The 23416-nt window shown below is 70.4% G+C and carries 24 protein-coding genes; 12 read left to right on the forward strand and 12 right to left on the reverse strand.

Annotated elements, in window-relative coordinates:
* Window positions 1–20: 20 nt before the first annotated feature.
* Both KBZ08_RS04340 and hisA read right to left on the reverse strand, forming a co-directional pair.
* On the reverse strand, window positions 21–386 hold the full coding sequence (locus tag KBZ08_RS04340) for a Fur family transcriptional regulator (protein ID WP_219904006.1): 366 nt from the start codon (window positions 384–386) through the stop codon (window positions 21–23).
* A gap of 212 nt (window positions 387–598) precedes the next feature.
* On the reverse strand, window positions 599–1360 hold the full coding sequence (hisA, locus tag KBZ08_RS04345; RefSeq protein WP_106220158.1) for a 1-(5-phosphoribosyl)-5-[(5-phosphoribosylamino)methylideneamino]imidazole-4-carboxamide isomerase: 762 nt from the start codon (window positions 1358–1360) through the stop codon (window positions 599–601).
* 69 nt (window positions 1361–1429) lie between these two features.
* Between hisA and KBZ08_RS04350 the strand changes: the two genes are divergently transcribed.
* Genes KBZ08_RS04350 through KBZ08_RS04360 form a run of 3 tightly spaced genes read left to right on the forward strand, consistent with a single transcriptional unit; the run spans window position 1430 to window position 3385 of the window.
* A complete protein-coding gene (locus KBZ08_RS04350) occupies window positions 1430–1654 on the forward strand; it encodes a hypothetical protein (protein ID WP_181280021.1) in 225 nt (74 codons plus the stop codon).
* Window positions 1644–2423: a hypothetical protein gene (locus KBZ08_RS04355; RefSeq protein WP_254971600.1), complete on the forward strand. Its 780-nt coding sequence runs from the start codon at window positions 1644–1646 to the stop codon at window positions 2421–2423. Before KBZ08_RS04350 ends, KBZ08_RS04355 begins: the two co-directional genes overlap by 11 nt.
* Window positions 2424–2467: 44 nt before the next feature.
* Window positions 2468–3385: an NAD-dependent epimerase/dehydratase family protein gene (locus KBZ08_RS04360; RefSeq protein ID WP_254971602.1), complete on the forward strand. Its 918-nt coding sequence runs from the start codon at window positions 2468–2470 to the stop codon at window positions 3383–3385.
* Window positions 3386–3400: 15 nt separating this feature from the next.
* Here KBZ08_RS04360 and KBZ08_RS04365 read toward each other — a convergent pair whose 3' ends face one another.
* The gene (locus KBZ08_RS04365; protein ID WP_254971705.1) at window positions 3401–3934 is read right to left on the reverse strand and encodes a CDP-alcohol phosphatidyltransferase family protein; all 534 of its coding nucleotides are present in this window, start codon (window positions 3932–3934) and stop codon (window positions 3401–3403) included.
* Window positions 3935–3981: 47 nt separating this feature from the next.
* On the opposite strand from KBZ08_RS04365, the gene KBZ08_RS04370 reads away from it, so the two are divergent.
* Window positions 3982–4452, forward strand: coding sequence for a CBS domain-containing protein (locus KBZ08_RS04370; protein ID WP_254971604.1), 471 nt, complete (start codon window positions 3982–3984; stop codon window positions 4450–4452).
* On the opposite strand, the gene pdeM is transcribed toward KBZ08_RS04370, so the two are convergent.
* The gene (pdeM, locus tag KBZ08_RS04375; protein ID WP_254971606.1) at window positions 4406–5113 is read right to left on the reverse strand and encodes a ligase-associated DNA damage response endonuclease PdeM; all 708 of its coding nucleotides are present in this window, start codon (window positions 5111–5113) and stop codon (window positions 4406–4408) included. The two genes, KBZ08_RS04370 and pdeM, sit on opposite strands and share 47 nt — an antisense overlap.
* A 92-nt stretch (window positions 5114–5205) precedes the next feature.
* Between pdeM and KBZ08_RS04380 the strand changes: the two genes are divergently transcribed.
* Window positions 5206–7338, forward strand: a complete 2133-nt coding sequence (locus KBZ08_RS04380) for a 4Fe-4S binding protein (RefSeq protein ID WP_254971608.1) — start codon at window positions 5206–5208, stop codon at window positions 7336–7338.
* Here KBZ08_RS04380 and KBZ08_RS04385 read toward each other — a convergent pair.
* The 3 genes from KBZ08_RS04385 to KBZ08_RS04395 all read right to left on the reverse strand — a co-directional run bounded on the left by KBZ08_RS04385 (window position 7335) and on the right by KBZ08_RS04395 (window position 9809).
* On the reverse strand, window positions 7335–8009 hold the full coding sequence (locus tag KBZ08_RS04385) for a gamma-glutamylcyclotransferase (RefSeq protein WP_254971610.1): 675 nt from the start codon (window positions 8007–8009) through the stop codon (window positions 7335–7337). The genes KBZ08_RS04380 and KBZ08_RS04385 overlap by 4 nt on opposite strands.
* Window positions 8010–8120: 111 nt before the next feature.
* Window positions 8121–8954, reverse strand: coding sequence for a PhzF family phenazine biosynthesis protein (locus KBZ08_RS04390; protein ID WP_254971612.1), 834 nt, complete (start codon window positions 8952–8954; stop codon window positions 8121–8123).
* 45 nt (window positions 8955–8999) lie between these two features.
* Window positions 9000–9809 carry an NYN domain-containing protein gene (locus KBZ08_RS04395; protein ID WP_254971614.1) on the reverse strand — a complete coding sequence of 270 codons (810 nt, stop codon included), beginning with the start codon at window positions 9807–9809 and terminating at the stop codon, window positions 9000–9002.
* 94 nt (window positions 9810–9903) lie between these two features.
* Here KBZ08_RS04395 and KBZ08_RS04400 point away from each other — a divergent pair, with 94 nt between their 5' ends.
* The 5 genes from KBZ08_RS04400 (at window position 9904) to KBZ08_RS04420 (ending at window position 16021) form a co-directional block, all read left to right on the forward strand.
* Entirely contained in the window at window positions 9904–10929 is a 1026-nt protein-coding gene (locus KBZ08_RS04400; protein ID WP_254971615.1) for an esterase-like activity of phytase family protein, read from the forward strand.
* Complete coding sequence (locus tag KBZ08_RS04405; protein ID WP_254971616.1) at window positions 10926–13148, forward strand: PhoX family phosphatase; 2223 nt, start codon at window positions 10926–10928, stop codon at window positions 13146–13148. Before KBZ08_RS04400 ends, KBZ08_RS04405 begins: the two co-directional genes overlap by 4 nt.
* Before the next feature lie 33 nt (window positions 13149–13181).
* Window positions 13182–14297: a UDP-2,3-diacylglucosamine diphosphatase gene (locus KBZ08_RS04410; RefSeq protein WP_254971617.1), complete on the forward strand. Its 1116-nt coding sequence runs from the start codon at window positions 13182–13184 to the stop codon at window positions 14295–14297.
* 110 nt (window positions 14298–14407) lie between these two features.
* Window positions 14408–15556, forward strand: coding sequence for a glycosyltransferase (locus KBZ08_RS04415; protein WP_254971618.1), 1149 nt, complete (start codon window positions 14408–14410; stop codon window positions 15554–15556).
* 231 nt (window positions 15557–15787) lie between these two features.
* A complete protein-coding gene (locus KBZ08_RS04420; protein ID WP_106220171.1) occupies window positions 15788–16021 on the forward strand; it encodes a FeoA family protein in 234 nt (77 codons plus the stop codon).
* A gap of 42 nt (window positions 16022–16063) precedes the next feature.
* On the opposite strand, the gene feoB is transcribed toward KBZ08_RS04420, so the two are convergent.
* On the reverse strand, window positions 16064–18025 hold the full coding sequence (gene feoB, locus KBZ08_RS04425) for a ferrous iron transport protein B (protein WP_254971620.1): 1962 nt from the start codon (window positions 18023–18025) through the stop codon (window positions 16064–16066).
* A 67-nt stretch (window positions 18026–18092) separates the two neighbouring features.
* On the reverse strand, window positions 18093–18620 hold the full coding sequence (locus KBZ08_RS04430) for a ferritin (RefSeq protein WP_106220172.1): 528 nt from the start codon (window positions 18618–18620) through the stop codon (window positions 18093–18095).
* A 190-nt stretch (window positions 18621–18810) separates the two neighbouring features.
* Between KBZ08_RS04430 and KBZ08_RS04435 the strand changes: the two genes are divergently transcribed.
* A complete protein-coding gene (locus KBZ08_RS04435; RefSeq protein WP_254971629.1) occupies window positions 18811–19026 on the forward strand; it encodes a hypothetical protein in 216 nt (71 codons plus the stop codon).
* Between the two features lie 87 nt (window positions 19027–19113).
* Here KBZ08_RS04435 and KBZ08_RS04440 read toward each other — a convergent pair whose 3' ends face one another.
* Together KBZ08_RS04440 and KBZ08_RS04445 are read right to left on the reverse strand one after the other, a co-directional pair.
* On the reverse strand, window positions 19114–20016 hold the full coding sequence (locus KBZ08_RS04440) for an alpha/beta fold hydrolase (protein WP_254971631.1): 903 nt from the start codon (window positions 20014–20016) through the stop codon (window positions 19114–19116).
* 25 nt (window positions 20017–20041) lie between these two features.
* A complete protein-coding gene (locus tag KBZ08_RS04445) occupies window positions 20042–21079 on the reverse strand; it encodes a GTP-binding protein (protein WP_254971633.1) in 1038 nt (345 codons plus the stop codon).
* A 269-nt stretch (window positions 21080–21348) separates the two neighbouring features.
* On the opposite strand from KBZ08_RS04445, the gene pstS reads away from it, so the two are divergent.
* Window positions 21349–22356, forward strand: a complete 1008-nt coding sequence (pstS, locus tag KBZ08_RS04450) for a phosphate ABC transporter substrate-binding protein PstS (RefSeq protein WP_106220176.1) — start codon at window positions 21349–21351, stop codon at window positions 22354–22356.
* A 428-nt stretch (window positions 22357–22784) separates the two neighbouring features.
* Here pstS and KBZ08_RS04455 read toward each other — a convergent pair whose 3' ends face one another.
* Window positions 22785–23114 carry a CsbD family protein gene (locus KBZ08_RS04455; RefSeq protein ID WP_219903969.1) on the reverse strand — a complete coding sequence of 110 codons (330 nt, stop codon included), beginning with the start codon at window positions 23112–23114 and terminating at the stop codon, window positions 22785–22787.
* Window positions 23115–23416: the final 302 nt, after the last annotated feature.

Below are 23416 nucleotides of genomic sequence, written 5' to 3' on the forward strand. Positions count from 1 at the left end.
CTTTCTCCAGTGCCATCCCTTCAGGAGGGGCGGGGCCGGCCGGAGAGATGCAGGGTGTACGACTCGATGGCAAAGCCCGTCTGCTCCTCGATCTGCTGGAGGAGATGGTCGGGCAGAAGAACATCAAGGTCGTGGATCTGGCCGGACTGGGTGCAGGTCAGGTGGCTGTGGGGATCGGCGCGATAGCCATAGAGACGGCCACTGGCCCGCTCAATGCACTCGATCACGCCGGCCGATTGCAACGCCTCGAGGTTCTGATAGACGGAGGTGTGGCCGATGTGGCGGCCCTGGTTGTTGAGCTTGTCGAAGATGTCGCGGGCGGAAAGATGGCTCTTCTCATCCCAGAGAAGATCCAGCACCATGCGCCGCTGACGGCTCAGCCGCATGCCCAGATCCCGGCAACGCTGGTAAACCTCCTCCACATGGGATGGCGCCGTGGCCACCGCATGGCGATCACCGGCCTCGCCGCGGCGGCCCGGGGCCGCGGAGGATGCGGTGGTCGTTGAAGAAGGCAAACGCTGCCGCAGAACACATTGGCTCTGTTATAGAGCAGTTGCCCGATCATCGGCATGAACGCCACAGCGGCGGCCGGCCGGGCTCAGGCGATCGGCAGCCGCAGCGGATCCTGGAGCCGACCGTCGCCGAGGGCCTGCAGCGCCTCGGCCAGCTCCACCCGTCCGTCGTACAGCGCCCGTCCCACGATCACCCCCTCCACGCCGAGGGGTTCGAGACTCAGCAGGCTGAGCAGGTCGGTGAGGCTGCCCACACCGCCTGAGGCGATCACCGGCAGGGAGGTGGCCTGGGCCATGGCCCGCAGGGCCGCCAGGTTGGGGCCCCCCAGGGTGCCGTCGGTGGCGATGTCGGTGCTGATGATCGCCGCCACTCCGGTTCCCTCCAGGCTGGCGGCCAGGGCCGTCGCCTCCACCGTGCTCTGCTCGATCCAGCCGCGGGTGGCCACCTTGCCCTCGTTGGCATCGATCCCCACCACGATCCGGCCCGGGTGGCGGCCCGCCAGGTCCCGGACCAGCGCCGGGTTCTCCACGGCAACCGTGCCCAGGATCACCCGGTCCACACCCCAGCCCAGGAGCTGTTCGGCCCGCTCCACCGAGCGCACCCCTCCCCCCAGCTGCACCGGGATCTCCAGGGCCGCCGCGATGGCCTGCACGGCGGCGTCGTTGGAGGGTTCGCCGCTCCGGGCACCATCGAGATCCACCAGGTGCAGACGGGTGGCCCCCTGCCGCTGCCACTCGCGGGCCTGGGCCACCGGATCGTCGCTGAAGCGGGTGACCTGGCCGTAATCGCCCTGATGCAGCCGCACGCAATGCCCGTCGAGCAGATCGATGGCGGGGATGACTTGCATGGAAAGGGAGGACAATGCCGCTGCCGGACCCATCCTGTGCCATGACGCTGCCTGGATGATGCGGACCTGATGGCCCCCACCCCTCCCGACCTCGCCACTCTTCACCTCGCCCCGGACGACTGGCGCCGCCTCCGGGATGCGCTCCGTTACCAGGGCCGCGATCTCCACCACCGGTCCTACGCGGTGGACAGCCGGCGCCGGGAACTGCTGTGGGAGGAGATGGACCGCTGCCTGGCGCTGGCGGATCGCATCGAAGAACATCTCGCCGGGCTCGACGGGGCCGATGCGGGCTGAGAGGACGGGGCCCCTGCGGCTGGTCACCTATCTGGGACTCGTCGCCCTGCTGCTGCCCATCGGCGGCGCTGGCCCGGCCCTGGCCCAGCCCCTGGCCCCGCCTCCGCTGGCGCCGCCGGCCCCACCGCCGCGCTCGTTGCTGGGGCCCGACGGTCCCGATCCCCGCGACAGGCCGCCCCCCCTGGCACCGCCCGGTTCGGTGATCCCGCCGATCAACCGCCCCGATCCCCGGCTGGAGGCGGCCCTGCGGGCCCGCCTGTTCGGCGGCCCGCTGGCCTCCCCCCCCGCCGCAGCCGGCGATCCCGACCAGACCGAGTGGGAGCAGGCCCGTGCCACGGCCACCCGGCCGGTCTGCGCCGACGTGGGCCCCCTGCGCTACCTGCACAACCGGGTCGACCTGGACGGCGACGGCCGCCTGGAGACCGTGGCGGTGGTGGTGGGCTCCTACGCCTGCTCCAGCGGCGGCTGCAGCCTGCTGATCTTCCGGGGCAACGACGGCAGCCTGGAGCTGGTGGCGGAGAACGGCCTGTTCCAGTCGCCCCTGACGGTGATCAGCAACCGCCACCGCGGCTGGCTGGATCTCACCATGCCCGCCAGCCTGCATGGCGCCCCCGACGGCCTCAAGGAGCTGCGCTTCGATGGCCGCACCTACCGGCCCATGCCGCTGCCGGTGGCCGACGGCACCAGCGGGCCGCCCGGCACGGTGCTGCTGGAGCTGCTGCCGCTGCCGTTCGAGCGCCTGGGCCAGCCCCTCCCCTGCGGCCCCTGATCCGGCCCGGCCGCTTGAATGGCGCTCACCGACGCGGCATGGCGATGAGGATCCTGGTGATGGGCGGCACCCGTTTCGTGGGTCGCCCCCTGGTCAACCGGCTGCTGGAGGCGGGCCATGAGCTCAGCCTGTTCACCCGCGGCCGCCAGCCGGTGCCGGCGGGGGTGGAGCACCTGCAGGGTGACCGGAGCAGCGCCGAGGGCCTGGCGGCCCTCCAGGACCGCCCCTTCGATGTGATCGTCGACAGCTCCGGCCGCACCCTGGAGGACACCCGCCAGGTGATCGAGCGCACCGGTCCCCCCTCCCACCGGCTGGTGTACGTCAGCTCGGCCGGGGTCTACGCCGACAGCGAGCTCTGGCCCCTCGACGAGGACGCCCCCACCGATCCCCAGAGCCGCCACGCCGGCAAGCTGGACACCGAAGCCTGGCTGCGCCAGGAGGGCATCCCCTTCACCAGCTTCCGCCCCACCTACATTGTCGGTCCCGGCAACTACAACCCGGTGGAGAGCTGGTTCTTCGATCGGATCGTGCACGGCCGGCCGGTGCCCCTGCCGGGCGATGGCAACACCATCACCCAGCTGGGCCACGTGGCCGACCTAGCGGCCGCCATGGCCCGCTGCATCGAGGTGGAAACCGCCACCAACCGCATCTACAACTGCACCGGCTCCCAGGGCACCACATTCCGGGGCCTGGTGGCCGCCGCCGCCCGCGCCTGCGGCACCGATCCGGAGGCGGTGGAGATCCGCAGCTTCGATCCCGCCGGCCTCGACAAGAAAGCCCGCAAGGCCTTCCCCCTGCGCCTGGCCCACTTCCTCACGGACACCCACCGTGTGCGGCGGGAGCTGGCCTGGGAGCCCGCCTACGACCTGGAGGCCACCCTGGCCGACAGCTACGCCAACGACTACGCCCTGCGGATGCCCACCACCCCCGACTTCAGCAGCGATGCGGCCCTGCTGGGGTGAGGGGCCGCCGGCAGGTCAGCCCCGCTGAGCCGCCCGCAGATACCCCAGGGCCGAGCTGAGGGCCAGCAGCAGCGACGGCCAGAACAGCCACCAGCCGGCGGCCTGCAGAGCGGCCACCAGTCCGGCCCCCTGGCCCAGGCCCCAGGCCGGCGGCCAGAGCAGCAGCAGCAGAGACACGAACTGCAGGATCGTCTTGGCCTTGCCCCCCAGCGAGGCGGGGCCGCCGCTGCCCTGGCCGGCCCGCCAGCCGGAGATCAGCAGCTCCCGCGCCAGCAGCAGCCACACCGCCCACAACGGCAGGCCGCCCGTATGGGCCAGCCAGAGCAGCGGGGCGCTGATCAGGATCTTGTCGGTGAGGGGATCGAGCCGCGCCCCCCACACCGAACCGCCGCCGGCCCGGCGGGCCAGCGCGCCGTCGGCCCAGTCGCTCAGGCCGCCCAGCAGCAGCAGACCCCAGGCCAAAGCGGGCCGGCCGCCCGCCAGGGCCAGCAGCAGGGGCAACCCCAGCACGGCCCGGGCCAGGGTCAGCAGATCGGCGAGGCGTCGCAGGGCAGGGTCCCGTTCACCAGCAGAATGCCATCACCGAGGAGATCCGCATGGTCGTCGAGCGCAGCGTGGCCGAGGTGATGACCAGCCCCGTGCTGAGTGTCACCACCACCACGCCCCTGCAGGAGGCCGTGCAGCTGATGAGCGACCACCACGTCAGCGGCCTGCCGGTGCTCGATGAGCTCGGCGCCCTGGTGGGGGAACTCAGCGAGCAGGACTTGATGGTGCGCGAGAGCGGCTTCGATGCCGGCCCCTACGTGATGCTGCTGGATGCGGTCATCTACCTGCGCAATCCCCTCGACTGGGACAAGCAGGTGCACCAGGTGCTGGGCAGCACGGTGGGGGACGTGATGGGCTCCAAGCCCCACAGCTGCCCCGCCACCACCAGCCTGCCGGCGGCGGCCCATCTGCTGCACGACCGCGGCACCCAGCGGCTGTTCGTGCTCGACGACCAGGAGGCCCTGGTGGGGGTGCTCACCCGCGGCGACGTGGTGCGGGCCCTGGCCGCCGCCGAGGGCTGAGGCCGGGGCGGCGGGACGGGGCGGTCCAGGGGACCACGGCCCCGTCGGCCAGCAGCCACAGCCGTTCGCCGTCCGGGCAGGGATGGCCGCCGGTGAGCGCACCGAAGGCGGGCAGGACCAGCTGCTCGGCCACGGGGTCGTAGGCGAAGCACGGCAGCCGCAGCCGGTCGGCACCGCCACCCACCAGGGCAACGGGATGGCGATGGCCGCAGAGGTTGAGGTGGTCGGGGCGGGGCTCGGGGGCGTGGCTCAGCCACAGGGGGCCGAGGGCCAGAGACGGCTCCTGCTCCAGCCCCTCGAGCCAGCAGCCCCGCTCGTGGTTGCCGCCGATCAGCCGCAGCGGGCAGCCCAGCAGGTCCGGCAGGGCCCGCAGCTTCTGGCGCAGCTCGGCCGTCAGGCCCAGCCGGCTGTGGATCAGGTCCCCCAGCACCACCACCTGGGCGGGCCCGAGGCCCTGGGCCACCGCCAGCAGGGCGTTGAAGGTGGCCCCGTCGCCATCGCTGGGGAGCGGGATGCCCTGGCTCTGGAAGCTCTCCGCCTTGCCCAGGTGCAGATCCGCCACCAGCAGCAACCCCTGCTGGGGATCCCACACGGCCCGCTGGCCCAGCAACTGGAGCCTGTGACCGCGCCACAGAAACTCGGCCGAACCCGGCCCGTTCATGCGAAAACCATCAGCGTGGGGGAGGGGTCCGACGTCGGCGGGCCGGCGTGGCCATCTTCTCCGACCAGAATCGAACCAGCACGAGGTCAGCGATGACGTCCAGCCCGCCGGAGGCCACCCCCGATCCGAGGGCCTGCCTGCTGCGGCTGGCCCCTTACCTGCTGGGCCGGGCCCGCCGCGGCGTGGTCGGCAGCAGCCGCTATGCCCAGAAGCTGCGGGACGCCATCCGCGCCGCCTCCGCCGACACCAGCCGCCGGGCGGTGCTGATCAGCGGTGAGCCCGGCCTGGAGAAGGACAACCTCGCCGCCCTGATCCACTTCGGCTCGTCGGCCCGCAAGCAGCTGCTGGTGCGCGTCAACTGCGCCCAGCTGCGGGCCGACGGCGCCGAACTCTTCGGGGCCCCCACCGGCGGTGTGGCCCTGATCGACTGCATCGGTGCCGGCGGGCTGCTGCTCGACCAGATCGACCGCGCCGACCCCGCCCTGCGGCCTGCCCTGCTGGAGCTGGCCCGCAGCGGCCGCTGGCGCTCGCCGGACGCCGCCCATACCGAGCACGTCTTCGCCGGCCGGGTGTTCCTCACCGCCGAGACGAGTGAGCCCGATTTCGACGCGATCTGCTGCCACATTCGGGTGCCGCCGCTGCGGGTGCGCCGCCAGGACCTGGGCGAATGGCTGCGCTACGGCGTGCGCCAGAAGGCCCTCAGCCTCGGCTGGAGCCGGCCGCCGGCCGTGGGGGAGGGGCTGGTGAAGCGCCTCCAGACCTACGACTTTCCCGGCAACGTGCGGGAGCTGCTCGAGCTGATCGAGCGGGCCCTGCGCCAGTGCAGCGGTGCCCACCCGGAGGAGCTGCCGGAGGACGTGTTCTGGACCCTGCGGCGGCCCCAGCGGGCCCGCTTCGATCTGTGGCGCTGGAAGCCGCAGCTCCGGGACATCATGCGCTCGCCCGTGCTCTGGAACGCCCTTCTGTACGGGGTGGTGAGCTGGGTGTTCGTGCTGGTGAACCTCTGGCTCTGGTGGGGGCCCCAGGACCGCGCCCACAACGGCGACCTGAACCTCTTCTGGGCCTGGTGGTGGCCCCTGATCCTGCTGGCCTATCCCCTGGTGGGCCGGCTGTGGTGCTCCTTCTGCCCGTTCATGGTCTGGGGGGAGATCGTCCAGCGGCTGGCGTCGGGACTGGGCTGGCGGCCGGCCCGCTGGCCGCGGGGGGACAGCGACCGCTGGGCGGCCCCCCTGCTGGCGGCCGGCTTCGCGGCGATCCTGCTGTGGGAGGAACTGGGCGACCTGCGCAACAGCGCCCGCCAGAGCAGCGCCCTGCTGCTGCTGATCACCGCCGGTGCCGTGGTCGGCTCCTTGCGCTTCGAGAAGCGCTTCTGGTGCCGGCACCTCTGCCCGGTGGGGGGCATGAACGGCCTCTTCGCCAAGCTGGCCATCAGCGAGCTGCGGGCGGAGGCGGGCACCTGCAGCGGCAGCTGCAGCAGCTATGCCTGCTTCAAGGGGGGCCCGGCGGAAGGGGAGGGGATGGCCACCGCCGGCTGCCCCCTGGGCACCCATCCGGCCCACCTCGCCGACAACCGCAACTGCGTGCTCTGTCTGACCTGCGCCCAGGCCTGCCCGCACCGGTCGGTGCAGCTGCGCCTGCGCCCCCCCGCCGCCGACCTGCAGCGCGACATGGCGCCCCCGGCGGGGGAGGCGGGACTGATCCTGGTGCTGGCCGGCGGCGTCTGCCTGCGGCACGCCGAGCGGCTGCTGGGCTGGCTGCCCCTGGCTCCGGAAGGCCTGGCGCAGGGCCCGCTGCTGGGGCGCCTGGCCTTCGCCGCCCTCGCCCTGGCCCTGCCGGCGGGGCTGTGGCTGCTGCTGCGACCCCTGGTGGCCCGGCTGCGGCCGGCCAGCCCCAGCTGGCTGCTGCTCTACGCCCTGCTGCCCCTGCTCTGGGCCCTGCTGCTGGCCCAGCATCTGCCCATGGGCATGGCGGAGGGGGGCCGGCTGCTGCCGGTGAGCACCGAAACCCTCTGGCCGGCCCTGGCCGCCCGGCTGCCTGCCTGGAGCGCCGATGCCCACGTGATCGCCTTCTGCCAGAGCCTGGCGGTGCTGGTGGGGGTGGGCGGTTCCCTGCTGATGCTGCGGCGCCTGCTGCAGCTGGCCCTCTGGAGCGGCCCGTCCCTGGCCCTGGGCGGACTGGTGGTGGCCCTGGGCACGGGGGGGCGCTGGCTGGTGGCCGGCGGCTAACGCCCGCACAGCCGCTGCAGATCGCTGTCGCTGTAGAGCGCCACGGGCGCATCGGCCGGGCTCTCCTGCAGCCGCACCTTCTTCGTGAGGTAGTGGGCGGCACCAAGGCCGTTGCCCAGCAGCACGCGTTCGCTGCCGCGGCTGCCGCGCCAGGCGTTGCACTGGGAGAGGGTGTCGAGGGCCAGGGCGACAGAGGGGACCGCGGCCGCCAGCAGCGCAGCCCCGCCCAGGGCCAGCACCACGGCCAGTCCCATCTGGCTGCGGCGCACGGCCGCTCCCGGCGCCGGTCCTTGCCAGCAGCCGTCGGCGATGGCGGACACGTGGCGGACCTGGTGGGGCCGCCCCAGGTAGACCCAGGCATGGCGGCCATCGGCCAGGGGCAGGGGCCGGCGGTCGTAGAGGCGGGGGTAGCCCTCCAGCCGATCCAGCCGGGCCAGGCCGGCGGCATCGACGCGGTACACCTCACCCCGCACGACCCCTGCACCGGGCACGGCCATCGGAAAGGGGCCCAGGTCGTGGAGCACCACATCCGGCAGCACCGCCTCCCCGAGGAAGGGCGCATCCAGCAGCCAGTGGTGGTTGCCGTGGCCGCGCTTGAGCGTGCCGTAGACGAAGACCAGCTCGGGATGGCTGTGCACGGCTCGGGCCAGGGCTGGGGTGCCTGTGGTCATAATGCGACGGACCTGCCCCCGTTTCCATGACGATCGCCCTGCTGGTGGCGCTGCTGGGTTCCCTGGTGCTGATGGGCTGGATCGTGAAGCGCCTGGAGAAGGCCTCCTGAGTCAGGGCCCCAGGCGGCGCACCTGCCCCGCCACCCGGACCGAAGCCCCCGGCATCGCGGGAATCTCGGCCTCAAGCAGGGAACGGCAGCCCATGTCCTCCCCCTGCACCACCGTGATCGACCCGCCGTGGGGCCAGCCCAGGCGCCCCAGGTGGCCGGCCAGGGCCGCGGTGGCGGCTCCGGTGGCCGGATCCTCGTAGACACCGCCGACGGCGAAGGCGTTGCGGCTGTGGAACAGCCGGGGACCCTCGGCCCACACCAGCAGCAGCGTCAGCAGGCCCGCCTCCGCCATCAGCCGGGCCCCGTCCTCCATGGCATAGCGCATGGCGGCCAGGTCTTCGCGGCGGCGCAGGGCCAGCAGCAGATGGTCGGCACCGCCGTGGACGACGGCGGGGGGCAGGGCCGGATCCAGGTCGCCGGGGTCGTAGCCGAACAGCTCCAGGGCGGCCGTCAGCAGCTCCGGCGTCACCGGAGCGCTGCGGGTGGGGGGCGACTGCAGGGCGGCCCTCCAGCGCTCCCCCTGCCGGCGCCCCTCCACCGTGATCTCGGCCTGGTTGAGCGTCAGCGGGAACACCCCATCCCCGCACCGTTCGGCCAGGGCCGCGCCGAGGGCGATGGTGGCGTGGCCGCAGAAGGGCACCTCGGCCGCCGGGGAGAAGTAGCGCACCCGCCAGCCGTCCCCCTGCGGGGCGGCAAAGGCCGTTTCCGAGAACCCCACCTCGGCCGCCATGCCCTGCATCGCGCTGTCCGCGGGCAACGTCTCAGCGATCACCACACCGGCCGGGTTGCCGCCCCGCTCCCCGTCGCTGAAGGCCGCCAGGCGCAGGACGGTCATGGCAGGGGGAGGCGGCGACGGCGGACGCGGACCAGTCTGCCCGCCTCAGTCGTCCTCGCGGGCGCGCACGTAGACGATCGTGCGGTTGCCGCTGGGGGCCTCCCGCTCCTCCATCACGAACAGGGAGGGGCAGCCGCGCACCAGGTCGGAAAGCTTGCGGAAGCCGTAGAGGCGGGTATCGAAATCGGGCTGGATCTTCTGCAGGTAGCTGCCGAAGGTGCCCAGCTGGGTCCAGCCCGATTCATCCACCGAGCGATCCAGGGCCTCCATCAGGAAGTCGGCCGGGATGACGGGATGGGCGCTGGCGGGGGGTTCGGCATCCCGGGCCCGCCGGGCCTCGCCGGCCCCGTCGCTGATCTCCCCCTGTCGGGAGGCGGTGCGCAGCACCTCGGTGAACAGGAACTTGTGGCAGGCGTTGCGGAACGCCGCCGGTGTCTTTTCCTCCCCGAAGCCATACACCAGCAGGCCCTCCTCCCGCAGACGCACCGCCAGGCCGGTGAAATCACTGTCGCTGGTCACCAGGCAGAAGCCGTCGAAACGCCGGGTGTAGAGAAGATCCATCGCATCGATGATCATCGTGCTGTCGGTGGCGTTCTTGCCCACGGTGTAAGCGAACTGCTGCATCGGCTTGATCGAGAACTTGTTCAGCAGCGCCTTCCAGGAGGCGCTCTGGCTGGAGGTGAAATCCCCGTAGATGCGCCGCACGATCGCCTCACCGAAGCGGGCCACCTCCTCCAGCACCGCCTCGATCACCGCCGCCCGGGCGTTGTCGGCGTCGATCAGCACCGCCAGGCGCCGGCCCGTGTCTTCCGCCAGACCACCGGCCGGCGGCTGGGCTCCCGATGGGGATCGCATCACACATCCCCCCGCGTTTCCTCGACCCTACCCGGCCCGCGCCCGCGTGTCCCCGGATGCCGCCGGCCGCCGCCGCCGACGGGAGAATCCAGCCATGGTTGTGCCCCTGATCGCCACCGCCCCGCCAGCCCCCCTGCCGCCGCCCCTGCTGCCCTGCCCCGCCGAGGCGGGCTGGGAGGTGGTGGCCGGCGCCCGCCTGCCGCGCCGCGGGGCGGACGGAGCCCAGCTGGGCGGCTACTCCGCCGCCAGCTACGACAGCCACCGCGATGGGCTGCTGCTGCTCAGCGATGCCCCCCGGGGCCGGGTGGACGCCTGGAGCGGCGTGCGGCAGCTGGGCCGGGTGCCGCTGCGGCCCCTGTTCCGGCTGGAGCTGAAGGGATCGCCCCAGGCCCCGCTGCCGGAGGAGATCGACGCCGAGGGGCTGGTGGTGGTCGGCGAGCGGCTCTGGGTGGCCAGCGAGGGGCGCCGCAGCGCCGCCCGGCCGGCCCAGCTGCTGGCCTTCGATCGGAGCAGCGGCGTGCTGCAGCGCGCCACCCCCCTGCCCGCCGACTGGCAGCCGGCCCCGGGGCAGGGCCTGGGCGCCAACCAGGGGCCGGAATCCCTGGCCCTGCTGCGCCGCCCGGGGCGGACGGACGTGCTGCTGATGGCGGCGGAGTCTCCCCTGCGGCAGGACCCCCCCGCCCAGGTGCGGCTGCTGGGCTGGTCGCTGGAGCCCACCGGGCCGAAGCCCAGGGCCCTGGCCCGGCTGGCCATCCCCGCCGGCGAAGGCTGGGGTCTGACCGACCTGCTGGTGGTCGATGCCCCCGGCCCCTCACCGGCCCTGCTGGCCCTGCTGCGGCGCTTCCAGGCCCCCGCGCGATGGCAGGTGCTCCTGGCCCACTACCCGCTGCCAGGCGAAGGGGCCGATCCCGGGGCGGTGCTGGAGCCGCTCCAGCAGTGGGATCTGATCGCGGCCGGCCTCCCCCCCGACAACTGGGAGGCCATGACCCCGGGGCCCGATCGGGCCGATGGCCGTCCCACCCTCCTGCTGGCCGCGGACGACAACTTCAGCCCCCTGCAGGACAACCATCTGGCCCTGCTGGCACCACGCCGCAGCGCCCCCTGCCCCCCGAATCGATGAACCGACGCGACCTGCTCTCCCTGCTCGGGATCGGGGCCTGCTCCTTCGCCGGCGCCGTGCTGCCCACGGCAGCCTCCGGGAGGGCGGCAGCCCCGAAGGCCGGGGGCGCCCCTACGCCGAACCCCCCGTTCCCAACCGTTCCCACCCCCCTGCCGGTGCCCAGCGACGGGCTGGATGCGGCGGAGCAGCGCCATCGGTACGCCCGCATCGAACTGGAGGACCGGCTGGTGCTGCCGGAGGGCTTCCGCGCCGATCTGATCGCGGTCTGGGGAGATCCGCTGGCCGACGGCCGCTTCGGCTTCAACAACGACCACCTCTCCTTCCTGCCCCTGGCGGCGGACCGGGCCCTGCTGACGGTGAACTTCGAGTACATCAGCGCCCGGACCTGGCGGCAGGGCTACGCCGAGGCGGTGGGCGGGGAGCTGCCCTTCGACGCCGTGAGCGACGCCCTGGCCGCCCGGGGCGGCCGGGTGGATGCCGCCAGCCTGGCGGCGGGCGACCCGCTGCTGGAGCCCATCCGCCAGCTGGCGGCGGCGGCCATGGCGGATCTGGGTGTGGGCGTGATCGAACTGGAGCGGGAGCCGGGCGGCCCCTGGCGGCGTGTACCGGGTCGCTTCGATCGCCGCATCACCGGCCTGAGCGGCTGGCGCGACCCCGACCGGCGGCTGCGCAGCTCGGGGCCGGCGGCGGCCGTGTTCCGCCGCCGCGAGCGGCTGGGCTACGACGACGGCCTCGGGGACGCCATCATCGGCAGCTTCGCCAACTGCGCCGGCGGCGAGACCCCCTGGGGCACGGTGCTGAGCGCCGAGGAGAACATGCAGAGCCAGGTGGCCGAGGCCGTCCATGCCGACGGCTCCTCGGTCTCCCCGGCCGCCCGCCCCTTCGCCTACGACGGCCAGCGCCTCGACGGGCTCGGCAACCCCTTCGGTCTGGCGGGGAACAAGTACGGCTGGATGGTGGAGCTCGACCCGCGCCGGCCCGATCGCCCCGCCGTGAAGCACAGCTGGCTGGGCCGCTTCCGCCATGAGGCGGTGGCCGTGAAGGCCGTTGCCGGCCAGCCCCTGATCGTCTATTCCGGCTGCGACCGCCACGGCGGCCACCTCTACCGCTTTGTCAGCGACGCGCTGATCCGCGACCCGGCCGACCCGGCCAACTCCGAGCTGTTCAGCGCCGGCCGGCTCGAGGTGGCCCGCTTCGATCCGCCCAGCGCCCAGGGCGGCGAGGGCTGGGGGCGCTGGCTGCCCCTGGCGCCCAGCACCCCGGTGGCGCCGCTGGGGCCCGGCCACTTCGCCCGCCACGGCGTGGAGCAGGCGGTGCTGCTGCCCCACAGCGACCGCCGCAGGCCCGGGGCCGAAGCCTTCAGCAGCGACGCGGCCGTGGCGGCCTACCGGCGCCGCTTCGCCACCCTGGCCGACCTCTACCCCGGGGAGGGGGAGGAGCGGATGGGGGCGATCCTGATCGATGCCCACCTGGCGGCCTGCGCCATCGGCGCCACCCCCGCGGCCCGGCCCGAGGACACGGTGATCGATCCGCTCAGCGGCGAGCTGCTGATCGCCTTCACCGCCGGTGGGGGCAGCGACGACGGCCGGGCCGACCCGGCCATCTTCCGGGGGCCCGATGGGCAGGCCACCTGGCCCTACGGCTGGATCCTGGGCCTGGCCGACGACGGTGCGGCCCGGGGCGGTTCCTTCCGCTGGCGGATGGTGGCCACCGGCGGGGCCCCGTGGCAGGGGGGCATGGGCTTCGCCAATCCCGACAACCTCGCCATCGACCGGCAGGGGACCATCTGGATGGTGACCGACCGCTCGACGAAGTCGGCGGATCTCGATCTGTTCGGCAACAACAGCTGCTGGGTGCTGCCCAGCCGTGGCCCCCGGGCCGGTGAGGCCTTCTGCTTCGCCACCGGACCGATGGAATGCGAGTTCTGTGGCCCCTGTTTCGACGCCAGCGAATCGACCCTGTTCCTGGCCGTGCAGCACCCGGGCGAGGACCACGGCACCCGCGCCTCTGCGGCAGCCCGTGAGGCCCAGGCCCACCGGCTGGTGGATCGCTCCGGCCGGTCCTTCGAGCAGCTGCGCTGGGTGCCCCTGGGCTCCAACTGGCCCTCCGGCGTCCCCGGTCGTGCCCCCCGCCCCGGGGTGGTGGCGATCCGGCGCCTGGCGGGTGGGCCCCTGCTGGGGCCTCAGGCGGTGCCGGTGTCGAAGCATGGCTCGATCTGATCGAGGTCCCCGTCCACCTCCCTGCCGACCGTTGTGCTCAGCTGCGACACCCTGTTCATCTCCGATCTGCATCTGGGCTCCAATCAGTGCGAGGCCGGCCATCTGGCGGCCTTCCTGGAGTGCATCCGCCCGAGAACCCTGTTTCTGGTCGGCGACATCATCGATCTGCAGGCGATCCGCTTCAACGCCCATGTCGATGCGTCCTTTCTCACCGATCGGATCGACGCCCTCCTTGCCGGGGGCCGCGGAGATCCACCGGCCAGTGAGGCCCTCAAGAAGACAGGGCTGCTGCGGGCTTCCCATCGCCGGGTGATCGAGCAGTTCGAGGCCCTGCACCGGGCGGGGGTGGCGATCGTCTACATCCCCGGCAACCACGACGCCTACCTGCGCCGCCATGCCGGCCTGGAGCGGCCCGGCTTCGCCATCCGGCGCCAGACCGTCTACCGCACCCCGGCGGGGCAGCGGCTGCTGGTGCGCCACGGCGACGAGTACGACCGGCTGATCCGTTTCCACGCCGATGCCGCCGAAGGGCTGGCCCGCCTGCAGGAGCGCTACAGCGCCGGCATCAACGGCCTGCTGTCCCCCTTCACCCGGCCGGCCGGCGCAACGCTGCCGGCCGGATGGAACGCCGAGGCGATCCTGCAGAGCGCGGTGGATCTGCTGGCCAGCCACCGGGAATGGCCCATACCGGTGAGTCGGGGCCTCAACTCCTCCGGTGGTTTCTCCCTGGCCTTCGTGCTCGAGAGTGCCCTCAAGAGCCGCACCGGCCACGACCGACTGATCAAGCGCGGCATCGTCCGGCACCTGCAGCGGGAGCGGCACGGTCCGGAGCCCCTCGACGGGCTGATCAACGGCCACACCCACATCCCTGAAGCCACGCCGCTGGCCCTGCAGGAACCCTCCGGTGACGACCGGGGCCCCTGCCACATCACCTACTACAACACCGGCAGCTGGGCCCGCAGCCAGCGCCGGCTGGGGCGCACGGCGCTGGTGGTGGCCCCCAGCGGCCATGTCGGCATGGTGCGCTTCGACCGGCGCCGGGGCATCGAACCCTTCCAGCCCCCCCGCTTCCCCTTCAACACCTATGCGATGCGGCCCTGCCCGGGCTGCGGCCTGGGGGTGGCCCACCTGGAGGCGACAGGTGCGTGAGGTCCCAGGGATTGGGGACCGTGGACCTAAAATCCTGGGTCGATTCGCACCGGCTGAATGAACCTGCAGGGCCTCAGAATCCTCCGACCAGCAGCCAGGGACACCACCGCGTGAGAGTCGCCATCCTGGCCAACCGAGCCAACAGCTTCTACCGGCCGCTGGCGGAAGGACTGGAGCGCATGTTCAGGGAGATCGGCGTGGATAGCCTCCTCCTGTACGACGGCCTGGAATCCCTTCCACGCAAACAGAGAGCAGAGGCGGGGAAAGGGGCGAACTGGAGAGGACGGCTGTTTCGATGGGCCCAGAGAAGCGCTGCGTGGCTGAGCTACCAACGGCTTCTGCGCAGCCTCAGAACCGTTGACGTTGTCGTCATCGTGGGTCACATGCCCGGCGCCTATTTTGAACTCCTTTTTGATGACGATCGCCTGCGCCGTGATGTGCCTCACCTGCCGATCGTTCTCTATGACCTGGTCTATCTGGGCAGCCGAGCCGACTGGGTGAAGTGGATCCACGACGGTGTGGCGAACAGACGCGTTCCCAAGGGCAGGCACTGGGGAACCAACCGCTATGACCACCATCTCTGCATCACGGAAGTGTCCGAGTTTCCTGTGTTGCCAGGCGCGCAAAGGTATTCGCCCGTAGGAATCAACATGATCGATCCTTCCCTGGCTCTTGAACCCAGGGAGATCTGTGCTCTGATTGATTTCGAGCGTCCCGAGCACCTGCCCGAGCGGGCCATCCAGATCCAGGCGTGCCTCGAGGCCGGCATCCCCTTCAAGGTGCTCCATGGCAGCTATTCCATGCAGGAGATCCGGACGATCTACAGGAGCTGCAGCCTCTATTTCGTCGCCCACTGCGAATCGTTCGGACTGCCGATCTGTGAGGTGCAGGCCTGTGGCGGCATCATTCTGACGCCCTATGCCCGCTGGTGCCACGCCCATTACCTGGAGACACCGGAGCCGGGCTGCAGCGGGCGATTGCCGCAGAACTTCATCGTCTACAACAACGACAGTCAGCGTCTGGTCCGCGAGCTGAACCGACTCAAGCGCGACTACAACGCCGAAACGGCCCTGGAGAATTTCAAGCGAGACCAGCCCCACTTCTACCGGGGGAATGCCACGGAACTGGCCCGCTTCATGGCCATGGTTGACGATGGGAGTATTCATTCCGCCTCCCATCGCGATCATCCGACGCTGGGGCAGCTCGCCGAAGCCGTAGAGGCCGTTGAGGCTGGGCCAGATGAACGAGGGGCGTCTTGAAGGAGGGGCGTGGCTCCGCAGGACGATGACGGTCTCCTCCCCAGTGGACCCAGGCCCAGATCGGACTGGCACGGCATCTCCAGCACCAGGAACTTGAACGGAGTCGGCTCTACAGCAGGATGCAGGATGTGGAGCGAAGCAAGATGCGGATGGAGCAGGACCTTACCGTTTCGCTGCGGCAGGGGTGCCGTCGTGAGCGGACCTAGGGTGGAGTCCGACGGAAGGTTGACCATGCCCCTCAGTCAGGTTCCAGCGGGCACCAGAGTTTCGATCGCCTCCCTGCCGAGCCATCCCGGCCTGCAGCGTCGGCTGCAGTCGATGGGTGTGCGGCCGGGGGTGGAAGTGGAGGTGCTGCGGCGCGGCAAACCCGGTGGCCTCCTGCATCTGTCCAGCGGGCTTCTGGAATTCATGCTCCGCCCCGAACATGCCGCCGAAATGGACGTCCATGTGATCGCTCCACACTGATCAGCGCCGAACCGTCAGCGCCGAACCGTCAGCGCCGAACGGTCAGCGCAGGGACAGGATCAATCCCCCACCCTGATAGACGAGGAAGGCCAGCACCCACGCCAGCACGAGGGACCAACCCAGGGACAGCAGGGCGAAACGGCGACTCCGGGCTTCCTGGATCTGGGCCGCCACGGTGCCCAGGCAGGGGGTGTAGAGCAGCACGAAGGTCATGAAACTCAGGGACTGCAGCGGCGTGATGGCGTTCTGGATCGCACCGCCCAGGCCGGATTCGGTGGTCCCGTAGATCACGGCCATCGCTCCCAGCAGAATCTCCTTGGCAATGAAGCCAAAGAACAGGGAAACGGTGAGCTCCGGGTTCATGCCGATCGGCCCCAGCAGCGGCTGGAAGAGCGCTCCGATGCCTCCGGCGAGGGTGCGGCCCGATCCCTCCGCCGCTCCCGGGGGAAGGTTGGTGAGCAGCCAGATGGCAGCGGCACCCACGATGATGAACACGCGGGTGGTGACCAGAAAGTTCAGCATCGAGGTCCAGCCCCGGCGCAGGATGGTGGTGAGGCTGGGGGCCCGGTAGGGGGGCAGCTCCAGCACGAAGGCTTCCTCACTGGGAAAGGCCCGCCGGAACACCAGGCCCGTGATCACGGCGGCCAGGAAACTCATCCCATAGAACCCGAACAGCACCAGCCCAGGCGCCCACCAGGGCCGGGGGAAGAACACGCCGGCCATGAACAGGAACACGGTCAGCCTGGCCTGGCAGAGGGCGAAGGGGATGCACAGCATCGCCAGCAGTCTCATGCCCCGATCCCGGATCACCCGTGTTCCCATGATCGAGGGCACGTTGCAGCCGAACCCCATGACCTGCAGCACGAAGGCACGGCCATCGAGCCCCAGCCAGCGCATGAAGCCATCCATCAGAAAGGCGGCACGCGGCAGATAGCCCGAGTCCTCGATGATGGCCATGAGCACATAGAAGACGAAGATCAGGGGCAGGAAGGTGGCCACCGTGCTCACCCCCAGCCAGAGGCCGTCCAGCAGGAAGCGCCGCAACCAGTCAGGCGTGCCCAGCCCCTGCAGAACGGGCTCCAGCCCGCTGGCCTGGATCCAGTCGAGCCCCGTTCCCAGCAGCTCCTGCAGCGGAGCGGTGACCGCATAGAGCACCTCGAACACCGCCAGGACGAGGCCCAGGAACAGCGCCAGGCCAACCAGGGGATGGAGCAGCACGCGATCCGCCAGACGGGTGCGGCGATTCAGCAACCGTTCCGGCAGCGTCACGTGACGGGCCACGAGATCCCGCAGCCGATCGTCCACAGCCTGGAGCTCGCCCTGGCCGGCCGGCGGCGACCAGCCAGCCGCGCTGGAGCTCTCGCCCCACTGATGCAGCTGCTCGATGAGCGCGGTGATGCCCTGGTTGTGCTTGGCGCTCACGGGGAGCACGGGCAGGCCGAGGTCCTGCGACAACCCCCGGTGATCGATCCCGAGGCCGAAGCCGCGGGCCTCATCGCTCATGTTCAGCGCCGCCACGACCGGCAGTCCCAGCTGCTGGAGCTGCAGCAGCAGGCGCAGCTGGCTGGTGATCTGGCTGGCATTGAGCACCACCAGCACGAGACCCGGAGGCGTGTGGCGCAGGAAGCGCTGCACCACGGCCTCGTCCTCGCTGCTGCCGCTCAGATCGTGGATCCCCGGCAGATCCACCAGCTCGTAGGTGGTGCCGTTGCGGTCCGACGGCATCGGTCCCCGCAGCAGCTCCACCGTCAGGCCGGGCCAGTTGGCAATCTGCGCATGGCCGCCCGTGAGGCGGTTGTAGAGCGTCGACTTGCCGGTGTTGGGCATGCCCAGCAGGGCGACCTGCCAGCCGGAGCCCCGTCGCCCGGCTCCCCCGGGACCATGGCAGGAGCCGCTGCCACCCCATCGCCAGCCCGCCCGTCGCGGCGGTCGATCCTCCGGACGATCGCCGCAGGAGGGACAGGACTCGGCCGTCCCAGGGGCAGCGCCCTCAGAAGCGGGCATGGGCACAACGGGCGGGCGGATTCAGCGGAATCGGGACAACACGGTCGCGGGATGCGGTCAGCAAGGCTCAGGCACCGGTGGCGCCGCTGAGGCCGCCCTTGACGTGGGCCAGGGCCGTCCCCTCGAGGAACTGCTGGTCCAGCAGCAGCAGGGCGGCACTGTTGTCACCGGCCAGCCGCAGGCGCTTGCGCACGAACCGGGCCTCGGCCTCCTCCTGGAGCTGCTCGGCCACGAACCAGTCGAGCATGGCCGTGGCACTGCGCTCGCCCACGTCCTCCGCCATGGCGTAAAGACGGTTGATGGAGGCGGTGACCCCCTTCTCCATGTCGTAGACCCGATCGAACAGCCCCTGCACCGACGGCCAGCTGCGTTCAGGCGCCTCGATGGTGGGCAGCTCCACCTGTTCGTCGCTGTCGACCAGGTAAGCAATCATGCGGGCCGCATGGTTGCGCTCCTCCTGGCTTTTCTCGAGCATGTAGGTGGAAAATCCGGCCAGATCCTTTTCCCGCAGCCAGATCGACATGGCCAGATAGGTGTGGCCGGCCTGAAACTCTGCGGCCAGGTGTTGGTTGATCGCGGAGGTGAGCTCTTTCACAGGCAGGGCAGGGATGTCCTTCCTACACCTAGCCAGGCCATGGCGGCGAAGCCGCCCCGATCTCACACTCTGATGTGACATTGGTCACCGTCTCCCTCCAGCGTCAGCAAAGGCACCGTCTGTTGTGTGCTTCGCCTACATCGACCCGCCAAAGATCGACAGATTGACGGCATCCATGGGCAGGCCAGCCATGACCAGTCTTCCCTCTTCCGAGGATGAAGCCCAGCTGCAACGCGTCCTCTCCCTCACCCACCAACGGGACTGGTGCATGGAGCGCCTGTCCCAGCTGTCTCTGGATGGCCGCATGGAGGAGGCCAGGGCGATCACGGCCGAGCACCTGGAGCTGCTGGTGACCCTGGATGCCCGCCGCAGTCTGTGGGTGCGCATCGAGAGGGACGGCGGCTGAGGGGTGCGGCGGCCGGATCGCCCATCGCAGGGCGATGTCCTGCATCGTTCGCGTGGAGCGGCAGCTCGCTCGGGGCACGACGCCGGCTCAACCGTGCTGCGGATCCGGAGCCTCCAGCAACCGCCGTCCCAGCAGGGCGCCGAACTCCTGGTGGAGGCCGAGCCGGCCGGGTAGGCGCATCACCCCATCGGCGGCCTCGGCCAGCAGCTCCATCTCCCGGGTGGAGCGGGGTGGGGCCGCCGACGCCAGCACCACCTCAAACGGACAGTGCAGACCGCGGGCCTGCTCCAGCCACCAGCCGCTCTCGCCGGCCGCATCGAACCCGCCCGTGACGAAGGCGGCACTGGCGAAGCGGGAGCCGGGTCGCCGGGCCAGCCGCTGCTGCTGCCGCAGGCGATCCGGCGTCAGCAGGCCCGGATCCAGCCACACGTGCCGTCGCAGCATCAGCCGGAGCAGGGCCCGGCTGGTGTTCAGCCGGTAGAGCGCCGGGCCGATCAGCGGCAGGGCCACCAGCCGCCGCAGCCAGCCGAAACGCCCCGGCGACCAGCCCGTCATCGTCGGCAGGGGCCCCCGCCAGGTGGGCGCCACCGCGACGAAGCGGCTCCAGCGCCCGGACCACGCGCTCGCCAGGGCCAGGGCCAGGGGGGCGCTGTGCCCGGCGGCCACCACGGTGAGGGGACCATGCTGGCGGGCCTCCAGGTCGGTGAGGACCGCATCAAGACAGGAGCGCAGCAGGGCGGCGTCATAGGCGAGCGCCGGACGGCCACTGTCACCGAAGCCCGGCCAGTCGAAACTCACCAGCTGGACCCGGTCCTGCACGGCCGTGACCAGCGGTTGCCACTCGCTGCGGCTCGACACGGTGCTCAGGGCCGGCAGCAGCAGCCAGAGGGGAGCACCCTTCGGCCCCCGGCGCTCGATCACGATCTGCAGCCGTCGGCCGCCCAGCTGGAGGTCCAGCGTGTCGACCACGCCGCCGAACACCGCCGTCATGCAAATCCCCTGCGGCCGGCGGGGCTCATGGTGCCACCACGCAGGCTTCCAGCTGGGCCCGCAGGCTGGTCGGGTCCAGATCGCGGCCGATCGCCACCACCCGGGTGTGGCGCGGAGCGTCGTCGGGCCAGTCGGAATCATCGATGGTGAAGCGCTTGCCGCAGAGGTGGAACAGGTGGCGGCGCTCGCTTTCGCGGAACCAGAGCACCCCCTTGGCCCGGAAGACGGTGGCCGGAAGCTGGTTGTCGAGAAAGTGCTGGAACCGGCGCAGATCGAACGGGGCCTCCACCGCCAGGGACACCGAACGGAAGCCCTCCAGCTCTGGGGGATGGGCTTGGTGGTGGGCGTGCTCGTGATCGTGGTGGTGCAGGTGGTCGTGCTGATGGTCGTGGGGGCCGTGGTGGTGCGGGTCCCGTGCATGCTCGCGGGCGTCCTCAGCGGCCTGGAGGGCCACCAGCCGATCGGTTTCGAACAGGCCCACGCTCAGCAGCATGGAAAGCGGCACGCCGGCGTGATCGGCGCGCAGCAGGCGGGCATCGGCCTTGATCGCCCGCAGGCTGGCCTCCACGGCAGCCAGCCGCGCCTCGTCCACCAGATCGCACTTGTTGAGCACCAGGATGTCGCCGTAGACCACCTGGGCCCGGGCGATCGGGCTCGTGAAGGCGGTGGCCTCGAAGTGTTCGGCGTCGATCAGGGTGATGATCGAATCGAGCCGCAGCCGGTCGCGGAAGTCCCCGGCCAGAAAGGTCATGGCCACGGGCAGGGGATCGGCCAGGCCGGTGGTCTCCACCACGATGAAGTCGATCGGGTCGGGGCGTTCCAGCACCCGGAGGACCGCCTCCTTGAGCTCGCCGTTGATCGAGCAGCAGATGCAGCCGTTGCTGAGCTCCACCATGGCGTCGCTGGTGGCCACCACCAGCTCGTTGTCGATGCCGATCTCGCCGAACTCGTTCACCAGCACGGCCGTGCGCACGCCTTGCTGGCGGGAGAGGATCCGGTTGAGCAGGGTGGTCTTGCCGGCGCCGAGAAAGCCGGTGATCACGGTGACGGGGATCTGGACCATGGGGGTCGGGACGGGCAACCACACCGCCAAGGGAATGGCTGATAACGGTTCTCATTCTGGACCTTCAGGCCCCCCGCGGCTCCAGCCGATGCAGGGCCGCCACGAACCGGCCGGGACAGCCGCAGACGGACGCTCCGGGGACGTTTCACGGGACGTTTCAGCGGATGCTTCGTGGAGTGTTCAATCCTTGAACACCCGTTAACCTCCTCATAACACAAACGGTCAGAACGGGTTGCTATTCATAACTTGCCCCCAAATTGGCCATTCTGATGACCTTCGCGAAGAAGGCCCTGATCCTCTCCGCTGCCGGCGCCCTCACGGCTGGTGTGGCGGTTCCTGTGATCGCCCAGAGCAATTCGATCAACGGGGCCGGGGCCAGCTTTCCGGCTCCGGCCTATCAGCGCTGGGCCGTTGAATTCGCCAGGGAAACCAAACGGCAAGTGAACTACCAGTCGGTGGGTTCCGGCGCCGGTGTGCGCCAGTTCCACGCCGGCAGTGTCGATTTCGGCGCCACCGATGAAGAACTGAGTGCCTCCAAAGGGGAGTTCACCAAGGGCGTGACCGCCCAGCGCGGCGCCCTGCAGATTCCAATGATGGGCGGCACCGTCACCCCGGCCTACAACAATCCCGGCTGCAAGAACCTCAAGCTCACCCAGCGCCAGCTCGCTGACATCTTCCTCGGCAAGATCCGCACCTGGGACCAGCTGAAGTGCGGCAGGGGACCGATCAACGTGGTCCACCGCTCTGACGGTTCCGGCACCACCTACGTGTTCACCAACTCCCTCTCCTGCTTCTCGCCCGAGTGGAAGTCGCGGGTGGGAGCCGCCAAGGCCGTCAAGTGGCCCGTGGGCGTCGGCGGCAAAGGCAACGAGGGCGTGGCCGGTCTGATCCAGAACACCCCCGGCTCCATCGGTTACCTCAACCAGGCCTTCGTGAAGGGACGGATCACCCCGGCGGCTCTTCAGAACCGGGCCGGCCGTTTCGTCCTGGCCAACGACGTCACCGGGGCCGCCGCCCTCAATGGCATCAAGCTGGATGCACGCCTCGGCGGTGAAGACTGCAACCCGGCTGGCGCCAACGCCTTCCCGATCGCCTCCTTCACCTGGGTGCTGGCCTATCAGCGCGGCAATGGCGACAAGGTGGGCACCATCCGGCAGTTCCTGAACTGGGGCCTCTCGCCCAAGGGCCAGGCCATCGCCAAGCAGCTGGACTACGTGCCCCTCACCGGTGCCGTCCTGGCCCGGGCCCGCGCCGAGGTGGCCAAGATCGGCCGTTGATCCTGGCGTCGCTTCACACCGCAGGTGTTGTTCAGGGGGCTTCGGCCCCCTTTTTTTCTGGAGACCATCCTGACCTCAGCCCAGGTTGGAATGCGGCGACGGGCTGGTGGTGGACCCTATGGGGAAGACTCTGAGCTTCTGGATCCCAGCCAGCCCGTCGTCCTTCTCCTTCGGTGAACGGGCGGGTGAATGCATCCAGCAGGTGCATCCGACCATCCCATCAACCTCAGCTGAACCAGCTGACACGACAAGGAAGCAGGAAGAATCCGGGGAGTGATGGACTCCCCGGCATGGCCTTGGCCCGGGTTGAATCGGTACGACGGCGAGTGATCGTGGTGGATCAGTGTCTCACGTGTTACCCAACACCTGTCAGAATCACTCTGGAAAGGCGGGACACGATGGGTTCCCAGCAGGTGGCGGCCGGCTGACTATTCGGTGGCGTCTTCAACCTTCTTGGCAGCCTTGTTGGCTTCCTCTCTCACTTTGGCCTCCGCCTTCATGGCTTGGGCCTGCACCTGCTTGGCTTCTCCTTTGATTTGCTGGCCCTTGTCGCCGGTGAGGGAGCCGACGGCGGACTGGATTTTGCCCTCAGCATCTTTGGCTGCGGCATCAATTTTGTTGGACATGGTTCTCAGGGGTTTAGGGAGTGGGGCTGGGTTGTTCGTCGATGCCATTGCCGGTGGCTGAGCTGGCAAGGAGGCCATCAGCGTTGCCTTTGACTTGACGGCGATGCGTTGAGCCTGGATGTCAACGCTCACGGATCGTTTGCCGTGCAATGGCATGACTCCGTCCTACGCAGGAATCGGGGCGCCGGACGGCTGACACCGAAGCCGCCGGAGCTGCAGCCACGGCCAAGGAGGCAAACCCCTGCGCCCACGGCCCTTGCGGGGATGATTAAGATTTATGTGGATATGGCAAGCCAGATCTCAGTGCAGCAGATCTGCTGTTAAGGGAACGTCTTCGGCATGGATTCGGGACGGCAGGGGCACCCTCCCTTGCCCATGCACAACAAACCTTCGGCCCCCAGGACCTCCTGCCAGTGCCGGACGCCGCCATCGAC

Source organism: Cyanobium sp. Candia 9D4, assembly GCF_024346155.1.
GTDB lineage: Bacteria > Cyanobacteriota > Cyanobacteriia > PCC-6307 > Cyanobiaceae > Cyanobium > Cyanobium minutissimum.

Bases quoted from the DNA above. Each gene is read 5' to 3' on its own strand.
- KBZ08_RS04395 (WP_254971614.1), bottom strand. From the start codon at position 9,809: ATGCGATCCCCATCGGGAGCCCAGCCGCCGGCCGGTGGTCTGGCGGAA.
- pstS (WP_106220176.1), top strand. From the start codon at position 21,349: ATGACCTTCGCGAAGAAGGCCCTGATCCTCTCCGCTGCCGGCGCCCTC.
- KBZ08_RS04355 (WP_254971600.1), top strand. From the start codon at position 1,644: ATGCGGGCTGAGAGGACGGGGCCCCTGCGGCTGGTCACCTATCTGGGA.
- pdeM (WP_254971606.1), bottom strand. From the start codon at position 5,113: ATGAACGGGCCGGGTTCGGCCGAGTTTCTGTGGCGCGGTCACAGGCTC.
- KBZ08_RS04380 (WP_254971608.1), top strand. From the start codon at position 5,206: ATGACGTCCAGCCCGCCGGAGGCCACCCCCGATCCGAGGGCCTGCCTG.
- KBZ08_RS04350 (WP_181280021.1), top strand. From the start codon at position 1,430: ATGGCCCCCACCCCTCCCGACCTCGCCACTCTTCACCTCGCCCCGGAC.
- hisA (WP_106220158.1), bottom strand. From the start codon at position 1,360: ATGCAAGTCATCCCCGCCATCGATCTGCTCGACGGGCATTGCGTGCGG.
- KBZ08_RS04360 (WP_254971602.1), top strand. From the start codon at position 2,468: ATGAGGATCCTGGTGATGGGCGGCACCCGTTTCGTGGGTCGCCCCCTG.
- KBZ08_RS04390 (WP_254971612.1), bottom strand. From the start codon at position 8,954: ATGACCGTCCTGCGCCTGGCGGCCTTCAGCGACGGGGAGCGGGGCGGC.
- KBZ08_RS04445 (WP_254971633.1), bottom strand. From the start codon at position 21,079: ATGGTCCAGATCCCCGTCACCGTGATCACCGGCTTTCTCGGCGCCGGC.
- KBZ08_RS04400 (WP_254971615.1), top strand. From the start codon at position 9,904: ATGGTTGTGCCCCTGATCGCCACCGCCCCGCCAGCCCCCCTGCCGCCG.
- KBZ08_RS04435 (WP_254971629.1), top strand. From the start codon at position 18,811: ATGACCAGTCTTCCCTCTTCCGAGGATGAAGCCCAGCTGCAACGCGTC.
- KBZ08_RS04370 (WP_254971604.1), top strand. From the start codon at position 3,982: ATGGTCGTCGAGCGCAGCGTGGCCGAGGTGATGACCAGCCCCGTGCTG.
- KBZ08_RS04440 (WP_254971631.1), bottom strand. From the start codon at position 20,016: ATGACGGCGGTGTTCGGCGGCGTGGTCGACACGCTGGACCTCCAGCTG.
- KBZ08_RS04420 (WP_106220171.1), top strand. From the start codon at position 15,788: ATGCCCCTCAGTCAGGTTCCAGCGGGCACCAGAGTTTCGATCGCCTCC.
- KBZ08_RS04385 (WP_254971610.1), bottom strand. From the start codon at position 8,009: ATGACCACAGGCACCCCAGCCCTGGCCCGAGCCGTGCACAGCCATCCC.
- KBZ08_RS04340 (WP_219904006.1), bottom strand. From the start codon at position 386: ATGCGGCTGAGCCGTCAGCGGCGCATGGTGCTGGATCTTCTCTGGGAT.
- feoB (WP_254971620.1), bottom strand. From the start codon at position 18,025: ATGCCCGCTTCTGAGGGCGCTGCCCCTGGGACGGCCGAGTCCTGTCCC.
- KBZ08_RS04405 (WP_254971616.1), top strand. From the start codon at position 10,926: ATGAACCGACGCGACCTGCTCTCCCTGCTCGGGATCGGGGCCTGCTCC.